The organism is Leptospira borgpetersenii serovar Javanica, from assembly GCF_003046425.1.
GTDB lineage: Bacteria > Spirochaetota > Leptospiria > Leptospirales > Leptospiraceae > Leptospira > Leptospira borgpetersenii.
The window spans coordinates 40,668-52,500 of sequence record NZ_QAJG01000015.1; the positions used below are offsets into that span (position 1 = coordinate 40,668).

10 protein-coding genes (1 of these 10 running past the window's edge) are annotated in these 11,833 nt (G+C 37.8%); 3 read left to right on the forward strand and 7 right to left on the reverse strand.

What is annotated here, in order from left to right; translation table 11 throughout:
• Nucleotides 1-90: 90 nt before the first annotated feature.
• Nucleotides 91-1,830: a GMC family oxidoreductase gene (locus CLV95_RS12700; protein WP_002734991.1), complete on the forward strand. Its 1,740-nt coding sequence runs from the start codon at nucleotides 91-93 to the stop codon at nucleotides 1,828-1,830.
• 76 nt (nucleotides 1,831-1,906) lie between these two features.
• Here the strand turns inward: CLV95_RS12700 and CLV95_RS12705 are convergent, their stop codons facing one another.
• Both CLV95_RS12705 and CLV95_RS12710 read right to left on the reverse strand, forming a co-directional pair.
• Nucleotides 1,907-2,350, reverse strand: coding sequence for a DoxX family protein (locus tag CLV95_RS12705; protein ID WP_002735070.1), 444 nt, complete (start codon nucleotides 2,348-2,350; stop codon nucleotides 1,907-1,909).
• Nucleotides 2,351-2,556: 206 nt separating this feature from the next.
• Complete coding sequence (locus CLV95_RS12710; RefSeq protein ID WP_002728682.1) at nucleotides 2,557-3,006, reverse strand: MarR family winged helix-turn-helix transcriptional regulator; 450 nt, start codon at nucleotides 3,004-3,006, stop codon at nucleotides 2,557-2,559.
• A gap of 59 nt (nucleotides 3,007-3,065) precedes the next feature.
• Here CLV95_RS12710 and truD point away from each other — a divergent pair, with 59 nt between their 5' ends.
• The gene (gene truD / locus CLV95_RS12715) at nucleotides 3,066-4,328 is read left to right on the forward strand and encodes a tRNA pseudouridine(13) synthase TruD (protein ID WP_042717315.1); all 1,263 of its coding nucleotides are present in this window, start codon (nucleotides 3,066-3,068) and stop codon (nucleotides 4,326-4,328) included.
• A gap of 862 nt (nucleotides 4,329-5,190) precedes the next feature.
• Here the strand turns inward: truD and CLV95_RS12720 are convergent.
• Together CLV95_RS12720 and CLV95_RS12725 are read right to left on the reverse strand one after the other, a co-directional pair.
• Nucleotides 5,191-6,015, reverse strand: coding sequence for an aldo/keto reductase (locus tag CLV95_RS12720; RefSeq protein WP_002735046.1), 825 nt, complete (start codon nucleotides 6,013-6,015; stop codon nucleotides 5,191-5,193).
• Between the two features lie 497 nt (nucleotides 6,016-6,512).
• On the reverse strand, nucleotides 6,513-7,076 hold the full coding sequence (locus CLV95_RS12725) for a tetratricopeptide repeat protein (RefSeq protein ID WP_002734857.1): 564 nt from the start codon (nucleotides 7,074-7,076) through the stop codon (nucleotides 6,513-6,515).
• A gap of 404 nt (nucleotides 7,077-7,480) precedes the next feature.
• Here CLV95_RS12725 and CLV95_RS12735 point away from each other — a divergent pair, with 404 nt between their 5' ends.
• Complete coding sequence (locus CLV95_RS12735) at nucleotides 7,481-8,581, forward strand: SH3 domain-containing protein (protein WP_002735042.1); 1,101 nt, start codon at nucleotides 7,481-7,483, stop codon at nucleotides 8,579-8,581.
• Between the two features lie 233 nt (nucleotides 8,582-8,814).
• Here the strand turns inward: CLV95_RS12735 and CLV95_RS12740 are convergent, their stop codons facing one another.
• The 3 genes from CLV95_RS12740 to CLV95_RS12750 form a co-directional block, all read right to left on the reverse strand.
• Nucleotides 8,815-9,876 carry an NAD-dependent epimerase/dehydratase family protein gene (locus CLV95_RS12740; protein WP_002728696.1) on the reverse strand — a complete coding sequence of 354 codons (1,062 nt, stop codon included), beginning with the start codon at nucleotides 9,874-9,876 and terminating at the stop codon, nucleotides 8,815-8,817.
• 38 nt (nucleotides 9,877-9,914) lie between these two features.
• A complete protein-coding gene (locus tag CLV95_RS12745) occupies nucleotides 9,915-10,844 on the reverse strand; it encodes an MBL fold metallo-hydrolase (protein ID WP_016749312.1) in 930 nt (309 codons plus the stop codon).
• Between the two features lie 472 nt (nucleotides 10,845-11,316).
• Nucleotides 11,317-11,833: the 3' portion of a catalase family protein gene (locus CLV95_RS12750; RefSeq protein WP_002725425.1), read on the reverse strand. 593 nt of this gene lie beyond the right edge of the window; the window shows 517 of its 1,110 coding nt (coding positions 594-1,110); the start codon falls outside the window, past its right edge; it ends in the stop codon at nucleotides 11,317-11,319.

The following is an 11,833-nucleotide window of genomic DNA, read 5'->3' on the forward strand; positions in this document are numbered from 1 at the left end:
AAAAAACCGGTTCGAAGAATTTTGGCTTTCCATTTATGGGAAATAAAAGACTTTAAGCCACTGAAAAACTTCGATAGGACTGGAGTGCATATGAGTTTAGATTCGACCTTAAAAAGGAAAGAAATTCTTTATGACTACGATTATATCATAGTCGGCTCAGGTTTTGGAGGAAGTGTCTCCGCACTTCGGCTTTCGCAAAAGGGATATAAGGTGGCTGTTTTAGAATCAGGGAAACGATGGAACAGTTCCGAATTCCCCAAAACTAATTGGAATTTACGCAAGTTTCTTTGGTTTCCGAAACTTTTTTGTTTTGGAATTCAAAGAATCAACTTTCTAAACGACGTAATGGTTTTGAGTGGTGCGGGAGTGGGAGGCGGAAGTCTTGTCTATGCGAATACGTTGTATGTTCCTCCCGAGCCATTTTGGAAAAAGGAAATCGTCCAAAAAATGGGAGGAAAAAAAGGGATCCTTCCCTTCTACGAACTTGCGAAGAGGATGTTAGGTGTCGTGGAAAATCCGAAGACTTGGGAATCGGATCGGTATATGCAGGAAACCGCAAAAACTTTCGGAATTGAAAACACATTTAACAAAACTCCGGTAGGGGTTCACTTCGGTAAAAACGGCATCGATCCTTTTTTCGGAGGAGAAGGGCCGGAGAGAAATTCCTGCAACGATTGCGGCGGTTGTATGGTCGGTTGTCGTTATAACGCAAAGAATACTCTTGATAAGAATTATCTTTATTTTGCGGAGAAGGCGGGAGCGGTTATTTTTCCGGAAACGAAAGTTTCCAAGCTAATGCCGTTAGGCGAAGACGGTTCGGAAGGTTATGAAGTTCATACCGAGCAAACGACTTCTTTTTTTGGTTATCCCAAAAAAATCTATAAAGTAAAATCCGTTGTTCTTTCCGCCGGAGTTTTGGGAACCTTGGGTCTTCTTTTAAAGATGAAAGAAGAAGGAATTCTCCCTAAACTTTCCAAACAGTTAGGACAAGTCGTTCGAACCAACAGTGAGTCGTTGATCGGAGTGACACTCAAAGACAAGAAAGCAGATTTATCCCACGGGATTGCAATCACTTCCAGCGTTTTTCCGGATGAACATACTCACATAGAACCGGTTCGTTATTCTAACGGGGCAGACGCTATGAATAGTTTAGCTGCAGGGGTTCTCGTGGATGGAGGGGGAAGTATTCCGAGACAACTGCGATTTTTGATTGAAGTGCTAAAACATCCGATCCATAGTGTTAGCCTGTTGAATCCTATCGGGTTTGCAAGAAGGACAATCATTCTACTTGTAATGCAAACTGTAGATAATAGTATCGAGATTGTTCGTAAGAGAAGATGGATCTGGCCGTTCAAGAGAACCCTTTCTTCCACTCAGGAAAGCGGGGAAAAAATTCCTACCTATATCCCGATTGCAAACGAATTTGCGAGAAGGCTGGCTAAGATTTCGGGAGGGATCGCAAGAAGTAGTATCAACGAGGCTTTATTGGATATTCCCGCTACTGCACATATATTAGGAGGGTGTAATATAGGAGAGAGTTCCGAAACAGGTGTGATTGATCTTCAAAATAAGGTTTATGGCTATCAGAATCTTAGGATTTGTGATGGTTCTATGATTCCAGCTAATTTGGGTGTGAATCCGAGTCTTACGATCACGGCTCTTACGGAAAGAGCGATGTCCTTTGTGTCTCCGAAAGAGAAGGAAATATTTAACTTTAAATTCGAAAAGAAGTGGGGTGTTATCGGTCTTTTCGGTAAGGTAAAAAATGTCGTAATTACGACCGGGGCCCGTAAAAATAAACCGACCCCAAGAGCAAAAAACAAAAGATAGTTAAAATATTCCAAAATTCAAATATTTTCGGAAAGCCGTAGATTTATTTTCCGCGGATTTCCGAAAAATTTGGATCTTATTTGAGTTTCTCTTCGATTAGAGAATCTACGGAAGCTTTTCCGCCGCCTTTGATAAAAAGAACTACAGAAATTGCAATGTAAAGAAGGTGAAATTCGTATCCTTCTCCTTGTTGATTTCCGAACCAGTTCATAAAAAATCCGTATGGCGAATGAATTATGGCTGCCGCTATCATGATGATTCCGATTCCGAATGCGGATAATCTTGTAAGAAAACCGAAGATCAGTCCGAGCGCTCCGAGAAATTCTCCGATGATTATGAGAAATGCGATCGGTGAAGGAATTCCTAACCCGACGAAATAGCCCATAGTTCCGGTGAAACCAAACCCATTGAACCAGCCTATAAATTTTTGTGCTCCGTGCGGGAACATTACAACTCCTGCAACTACTCTGAGAATCAAAGATCCGAGATCTGAATCTGTTTTAAAAAATTTTTGAAGCATTTGTTTCCTCCTAAATGATTCCAAAATGTTCATTCATTATTTTTTGATAGTGAATGACTTCAATTTACCGCATTGAAAACGGTTTTTTTACCCGTCTGAATTTTCCAATGAGTTTGTTAAAATGTGGGAACTTCTTTTTTGTAACGTTAGGTTATATTTCGATGTTAAATCATTTATGTTCAAAGTATAGGTTTGAAAGAAAAAGTTCATACTGCCTTCAATCCGATTTCCTTACAATAATCACCAAGGTCTAAAAGTTGATTTTCCGACAAAGAATCGAACTTATGAACCAGAGAAACCAGAAGATCGGGAAACGCTTCCTGTATGAGCTTTCGTCCTTTAGAGGTTAAGTGAATGATGACATAACGTCTGTCTTCTTTGCTCCGTACTCTTTGCACAAGCTTTCTTTTTTCAAGATTGTCTACGATTTGAGTAATGTTTCCTTCGCAGGAAAATAACTTTTGTCCAATTTCCTTTTGGCACATCGGACCTAAATGGATAAGCGTTTCCAAACAACCAAATTGCCCTGTCGTTAATCCATATTTTGAGAAAATCTTTTCTTCCAACTGGCGAATTGAGTCGGAACAACGGCTAAGTTTGATAAATGCATTTAGGACTGCCGTTTCTCGATTGTTTCCTTTGTAGTGGGTTCCCATAAATACTTTAAATTTAAACTACTATTTTAAAATGTGTCTTCCGATCAAGGAATTTTTTAATTCAAGATTGTTCTTGTGAGAAGTTTTCATATTTTGGAACTGTGACAAGTCCATTGAGTGGGTTTTTAGTTTATGATTTGAAACAGAATCCGGAAGATTTTCGGGTCGAAGAAATTCTTCGTCCCGGTTTTATACAAAAATCTGGGAAATGGACGATTTTCCGACTTCATAAATCCGGTTGGAATACGTTGGATGCTCTCTTGAAAATTTCCAAGGAATCTAAGGTCTCTATCTCCGAGATCGGATATGCAGGCAAGAAGGATCGACACGCTAACACTTCTCAATATTTAAGTTGTCAAAAGCCATTGAAAATTCCCAAGGAATTTGCGAACGTTTTGCAATTGGAAAAGATCGGCTTTAGCGAAAAATCCTTGAGTCCGGAAGCGAATGCCGGTAATCGTTTTGTTCTTATTCTTAGAAATTTACTCGAAAAAGAAATTGAATCGGTTCGGAACAATTTTGAAAAGATCGGTAAAAATGGTTTCATCAATTATTATGATTCGCAAAGGTTTAGCCGATTTCATCCGGAGTTTCGACTCCCTATTTTTCCGTATTTGAAAGGGGACGCTGAAACTTGTCTAAAATTGATTTTGACTGATCCTTATGCGGGAGAGAAAAAGCAAGCTCGGGATCGAAAGAAAAAAATTCAGGTTGCTTGGGGAAACTGGTCTCAATGTAAAAAGTGGTCTAACAACAAACTGGAAAATAAAATCTTTTTCAATTTAAGTCGGGAAAAAAACCCGACCCAAAAGATGTATTCTACTTTGATTCTTCAGTTTCCTGAAGAAGAGCTGTTGATGTTGATCTCATCGATGCAATCCTTAATCTGGAACGAATTTGTATCCGAGCTTTTGATCTCGGAAGGATGTTCCGGTGTTCGGATCAAAACTAAGACGGGATTTTTATTTTTTCCTAGGGAATCATCCATGAAATCTTTGCCATCTTTTCGAAATCTTCCGGTTCCAGGAGAATTTGGAATTTATAAATTAGAATATTCTAAAAAAGAAGTAGATGTTTTAAGGAGAATTCTCGATTTGAACGGGTTGAATGAAGCGGTATTCGACCATTCTCCTTTTCCGGGTATTAAAATGAATTCCTTTGAACGAAAAATGAATGTGATTCCGGAAAACTTTCAAATGACGGATTTCGAGGATGATGATTTGCATCCAGGAAAAAAGAAAGTGAAAATATCCTTTCAACTTCCTTCCGGTGCTTATGCGACGATGCTGGTCAAACGATTGATGCTCAGAGCGAATATATAAGACGTAATCAAAAATAACTTACAGCGCATCCAAAACCTGCGGAAGGATTTGACATAAGATACATAGAAGAGAGCAGCGCTTTAGTTTAAAAAATTCCGTTGGAACATTGCGCTACGGTCCATCGATTAGTATGATTCTTGAATATAAGGCAATTCCGAATTGATATTCTTGAATCGATGGAGTTAGGGGTAGATTGATGGCTCTCAAGAACTCATCAAGCACAATGCCCTCTATTATAACCAATCCACAATTACTTAGACTTCTTCCAGCAAATCCTCCGTAAAACAGATACTTCCCACCACTTGGGTGGGAAGGTGAGGAGTGGTCTGAGTTTTAGGTGGAAAAACCAGGCGATTTTTCTCTGTTAGAAAATCATACTTTTTGCAAGTAAAAATCCTTATTCTTGTCGGGGCACTTGAAAAAATGTGTGTTTCTGATCCTTATATTCCAAAATCTTTATCAACTTATGGGTCACTATTTTCCAACTTCGTTACAAACTACTTTTAACGTGAAGCTCGACTAACTCCTACCGAATGATACACAAATGAATCGACCTTCAGAGAGTCGTTGCACCTCAGTTTTTTATTCATCCAAATTTTTTTATATCGAATTCACGCTAAAGCTTAGGGCCGTTCCCAAGCCTTAAAAAATAAATCGATTATGATCATTCAATAAGTTTATAACAAAACGCTAGAGTTTCCGCGAATTACGTCTCCTTGAATCAGTTTGTGGGTTTTCAAATAACTTTTTTCGTTATTAAATTCCGATTAGAGTATCCGAAGATTTTGGTATAGACTCATCATACAGTTTTCGAATCATTAATAGAAAACTTTGGTCTTGTATGTAAAATAAGTTTCGATTCCTAAGCGACTTCAGAAGGATCCCAACAGGTTCTGAAATTTTCATCCAAAGAATTCAGAATTTTCATATCTTCTTCGGAAATTTTAAAATCGAAAACTTTTGAGTTCTCAACAATTCTTTCTTTTTTTGTGGATTTTGGAATCACCACAATCTTTTGTTCAATTGCCCAACGGATCAAAATCTGCGCCGGTGTTTTACCGTATTTTTTTGCAATTTCTGCGATCTTCGGATCTTCGACTTTTTGTCCGTGAGCGAGAGGACTGTAAGCTTCGAGTTGAATCTTATGCTTTTTACAAAATTCGAATAGATTGACCTGGTTTAAAAAAGGATGAAATTCCACTTGATTGACTGTAGGAGTGACTTCAGAATTTTTTAATAACTCTGTAAGATGAGTAATCGTATAATTACTGACCCCGATCGATTTACAGAGTTTATCGTGGTACGCTTTTTCTAATTCTTTCCAAGAATCCATCCTTTGGGAAGTCACCGGAAAATGAATGAGATAAAGATCTACCTGATCGATTCCTAATTTTTTGAGACTGGTTTCAAGAGCTTTTCTTGTTTTGTCCGACCCTTGATCCGCATTCCAAAGTTTTGTAGTGATGAAAATCTCTTTTCTTGGAATTCCGCTTTCTTTAATCGCTTTACCTACGTCTTCTTCATTAGAATAAATTTTTGCGGTATCGATATGACGATAACCCGCTTCTAAAGCGTTTAAGACTGCTTCCCTGCAATTACCGGATTGGGTTTTCCAAACCCCAAGTCCTAAGATGGGCATTGAAAGTCCATTGTTGAGTGTAACAGCTTGGTTTAATACATTTTCCATCGTAGAATTCCCGTGATATTAGGACGACTCTGAAACTGAACCAAAACTTTTAAAGATAAAAACATCACAATAATTCTATAATATTTTGAATAAGAGAATATTCTAAAGGTCAAGAGCTTCTTGGTAGATTCCTCGAAGGTTTCCACGGATTACATGGGTGATTTACAGCGCGTCCCAAATCCCGTCGAGCGACAATAGAAACGAGACGGCTTTAGTTTTCTACTTTGTCAGAAAGATCAAAGTTGCAAAGTTCTGTCCCAGTTTTGGGACGGGTTCTTATGGGCTTTCAAACGGTTTTTTTCATTGCTGAAATTTCTATAAAAGTTCCTACATAATAAAATCTTGAGGCAGGTGATTAGCAAAATTGAGTAAAATCCAATTTTGTATTCGGCGAAATCTCCTCGCGAATTCCAATTCGATTGAAAGTGTATTAACTTTGTTTTATCTGATTTATCTTCTATAACTAGAACAGAGTTGCTATTTGCACTGCCGTCTTTTCATTCCTTTTTTAGTTCTTCAATTTTATATTTCGCATCTTTTTTGGGCTTATCGTATTCGACCGGCGCGGTATCAATAAATTTTTGATAACTTTCAATCGCTTGCTTTTTATTTCCCATGCGAGTATAAATAATTCCTAAATTAAAATATGCTTCTGTAATAGAATTGTCTATATTAACCGTCTTTAGGTAGTTTTGAAGAGCTTTTTCATTGTTCTGCTGCTTTTGATGAACAACACCGAGATTGTAAAAAGCTCTTGCATAAGAGGAATTTTTTTCGGTCGATTGTGTAAAATACATGATTGCTTGATCTAATTTACCTTCATTCAAGTAAGTAACGCCGATATTATTCGTATATTCGGGGTGTTGGGGGTGTAGTTTCGATGCTTTTTCGAAAAAGGAGCGTGCTTGGATAAAATCTCCTTTACCCAGTAAGGCAATACCTTGTTGATTGAATTGAAATGCTTTTGACTGTTCTTCCATTGTCGGTAAAGTATCTCCAAAACAATTTGTAGAAATTCCGAAAATAACCACAAAAAGAATAATTAACTTTCTTTGATTCATAACTAATTTTTAATTTTCCTATTTAACCAACACTGTCGGAGGGATGTTGATTTTCTAATCAATTTTTTGAAAAAGTAATTTTATAAATTTAAGTTTTTTATAAATTTTTCGTTGAAATTCAAAATAAAAGTCGAACCGCAAGCCATAGTATATAAAATACTCTCCTTAAGTTGCAGATTTAAGATGAAAATTGTGGTTTTGAGTTTTTCTTAACGGTAAGTTCGAATTTTAGAAAAAGTCGTAATAATTTTTTTCGCTTTAAACAATTTAAACGTTAAAGTAAATCGATTCTCATTTTCGAGAGGGAATAAAATCGGAGTAAAAGGACTTTGGATAAAAAAGCAGGGAAACACCCATTTATCCGATGATATCGATTTAAAATCCGACATGGGAAAATAACGAACATGGAAAAGATCCGAACTCTCATCCAAATGCGAAACTCCGGACCGATCTGGTTTGTCTTCATTCTTCTTGGTTTCAACTTCGGTTTATTACAAGCCAAAGAGAAACAATATACAAGATACGTCCTTACTTTGGAAGGAAAGTTGAACGTAAGGGAAAAGCCAATAGATGGAAAGGTGATCTTTCAATTGGAAAGAGGGGAATCCGTAACAGTCAAAGAAAACTCCCAATCGATAGAATGGCAGGAGGTAATCGCTAGATCTGGTTCTAAGGGATTTGTATCTTCGGAGTTTTTGAGTAAAATGAAACCGGAAGACCTTGAAAACGCAAAACTTTTCGGTTCCCTATCGTTCGATACGGAAGGTTCCCGGTTCCGTTCTTTAGCGATTCGGATTCAAGGCCAATGGTTTTCCGCAAATGATCATTTGGTGGAAGCGTATTTTCTTGAAAAGAAAATGCTTCAAGAAAAAGAAAAAGCCTTCGCCTACGAAAGAACGGATATCGCCGGAGAATTTTCCCCCGAAACAAAAGAGATCACCGGTTGTCAGGAAGTTGGAGTTATTAAAGGAAGTTTAACTGCATTCAAAAAGATAAATACTCTTCGAAATTCCGTTTTTGCGATTTTTGGCTCCAAAATCGGGGACAAAGTTCGATCGGATTTATACAATCCTTCCGAAAAAATTTCCCGATTATTGGATATTTCCACAAAATCTATTTTTAAGAAAAAACATCTTCGACAGCCCGAGCTGGAATTCTTAAAGCGAGGAGACTTTTATACGGTTAAAACTCCGGCAAAGGATTATCTATTTATTCGATATGCGATTAAGGTTGAATCTAAAGAAAAATCCTATTATGTGGCTATTTACGAATTCAACAACGAAGAATTGGGAAAAAGAATATTCGAAAAGTTTGATGTTCTTATGAGTGAACAAGCGATTTACGGAGGGCAATATTATTTTTTAGACGCTTTCGATTTGTATGAAAACGGGGTTCCGATTCTTATTTTCCACCACAACGGTTATGATGGATACATAAACGAGTTTGCAAGAATCAAAAACAATCACTTAGAATCTATGTTTTTAACGGGTGGAGATGCTTGTTGATCCTGGCGTTTCCGTAAAAATCTGTCTTTCGTCTCTCGATTTGAAACTTTTAAAAACAGATTTTGTAATTTAGAAAACGTGAATTAACGCGAGTTCGGTGTAACAAATGTGAAAGCAATTATGCTACGATCCATAGAGAACAGTATTTTAGTCTGAGAACTCAGGTGAAACGCTTTTGTAAAAAGCGTTTCAGGTCGCGAAACTTACATTTTCTGTTATCTAAAAATTGCAAACTAAAGCATCTTAGAAGAAAGAATTTGTTCTATGTGTTCCACAAAAGTTTCTGATATCGGTCTATAATTGAGCCCCAAATCCTTTTTGCTGTAAGAATGATCGATCTCAAAAGAAAATCCAACATTACGCGAAATATACGGCCACGATAATCCAAAAAAGGGACCAATCAGATAAGTCAGGAATTTCGGAAGAGAGGTTTTGGGAGTTGGAAAACGATTTCCATATTTTTCTCGAATCATTTTTGCAACGTCCAGAAATTTTAACGCGATAGCCGAAACGATGTGACGTCCTTTTGCTGAGGGGGTAAAACCCGCGAGTATATGAGCCTTTGCTACGTCTCGAACATCCACAAAGCCGATCATTATATCCGGAACTCCGGGAGCATATTTTCCATTAATCATAGAAAGCATAAAATTTACGCTTGTTCCATCCGCTCTGTCCGAAACGGAAGGCCCCATTACGAACGAAGGATTGATCGTAATAAGATCCCATTTGGATTGAGCGTCCGCGATTTTCCATGCTTCTTGTTCTGCGAGTGTTTTGGAATAGGGATATGGCTGATGAGTTAAGCTGCTCGTAGTGTTCCAATTCTTTTCGGAAATGCGATGATTCGGAATGGAAAGAACTTCTATGTTATCTCCCATAACTGCCGCTACGCTCGAAGTCAAAACGATCCTTTTAACGGAAGGACTCGCATTTGCGGATTCAAGAACGTTCTTGGTTCCAAAAACCGCAGGTTCTACGAGTTCCTTTTGTGGGTCCTTAATTTTGTCTATAAAAAAAGGAGACGCGGTATGAAGAATCAATTCCACTCCTCCTTTCTCTTGAATCGCATTTAAAAAAGATCCTTCCTTTAAAAGATCTGCTTCGTAAAGTTCCAATTTTCCGGGAAAACGTTCGGAAAGTCTGAGGAGATGAGATATTTTTTTAGAATCCAACTTATCCCTTACGGTAGCTCGAACTGAAATTCCGTCTTCGAGTAGATATTGAATGATCCAAGAAGCTATATAACCCCCGCCTCCCGTGACGAGAACCGGTTTAGAACGGTCGATTTCTTTCATAATTTTTTCCAAAATTTTTTTAAATCATTCAAGATTCTTTAATTAGAATTTACTATTATACTTTGGTGTCCCGGATGCACTTGAACTTCCGGAAGCTTGGAAGCCAGATTTTTTAAAAAGTCCAAGCTTATCCTGTTTTTTTCCTGATCTTCCGTAAAATCTCCCGGAGTCACGTCATTCTCCCATCCCCAACTCGTATGACAAGAATCTCCCAAAACAAGCTGATATCCTGATGAACTTTGGACTAAAAATGCAAGACTTCCTTTAGTATGGCCTTCCATATGAAAAATCAACAAAGATTGATCTCCGAAAAAATCAAGGGTACGAAAAGGGGAGGCTTCTTGACTTTCTTGAAAACTTAATTCATAGAGAGTCGGGTTTTCACCTAATAATCGATTGGTGGTTTTCTGGACGAATAAATTGAGGAACCTTTTATTGGTCGCCTCTTTAGGACCGACGTACATCGGAACGTTAGGTTGAAAGTCCATACTTCCTAGAATGTGATCCAAATGTAGATGGGTCAGAAAAATGCCTTCGATTTTTTTCGGATCTTTATTCAGCCATTCGTCCGTAGTCAACCGAACCTTGAGAGCTTCGGTATTCATTAAGGACATAATGATCGCAGAGATTGGCCATTCTTTCGGATCTTTTCGAAAAACTTTTGAAATACCGGTATCGATTAAATATCTCCCAAACTTGGGGTGATCGATTGCATAAAAATAGATTTGGATGGGTTCGTCTCCGGATTTTAGGGCGGACGCTTTCGGATCTTTTAAATTGATAAGTCCGCTTCGTTTCACAGCCCAGTCGGCGGAGATCATTTTCTGGAAAAGAATAGGGCCTTTTGAAGCCTGGCTCAGATTTTGTAAGTCAAACGGTTTGCCCAATTTTATTATATTGGATGTATGTGAAGTTACTGTACAGGAACTAAAAAGAAAAAAGCACGAAAGTTTAAATAAATATTTCATGTTTCGTAAAATTTCAAAGAGATAGAAATCGGCAAGATCTATTTGAATCGGAGTGAGAACTCAGAATGTTGCTATTTCCTATCGTAGTATAAGATTGTGATACTGCATCGGTAATGACTTCAGAGTGCAAATCTTTTATTTGAGAAGTTGAACGTTGATGGTTCCAATAATATCAGTCATGGGTCAAGTCCGAAGGGAATCCAAGTTAATTAACTACTCGGACGTATGAAAATAATATCATACCACGCTTGTTTTAAAAGTTAGAATATGGGATCTTCTTCAAAAAAACCAACAATTATAGATTCAATGCGATTCCATGAAGACTTTTATATCTTTGCAAAAACCGTCCCTTCGTTTTCATATGCCCGAGTAGTAACATCGATATCGTTTACGTCGGAAAAATCGGTGTTGTAAATTGTGCCCTTTTCTTCTTATGAATAAATTCGAATTGTTTTATACAGAAAATTCGGCATTATTCGATCGGCTCGATTTGTTTTATTCCGTTTTGCTCGTGTCTATACTTTGCAATCGCTTCATATGCAACTTTTCTAACACGGTTGATTCCTCCTAGGGGACGATGTTCCGGTAAAGAATGCCAAGGATTCAACGAAAGATTTTCACAGAAACGATCCTGTTCCGGTGTTGCAAATTCCTGTATGGGAATTTCTAACTTAGCGACCGGAACAAACGGAGAATCGTTTTCGTTCCAGTGAACCGCTGGATCTTCGATCGGCATTGAAATCGGATTTTCCTGTTTCTGAATCATAAATTCGAAACAAGCGGATTTCTTTTTGAGATGAGAAATCATCGTTTGACGCAGATAATCATCTGTGGGATTTTTCGGAACCTCGAGGTTCTTTGTTTCGCAAGGTTTTACGGAGTATTTTACTGCATTGGAGTCTTTTCCCAAACGATACGGAGTTGTGCTCCAATAGCGGATTTCCAAAACGTCTGGAATTTTTTTTCTTCGAATGGAAATAACTTCTTTT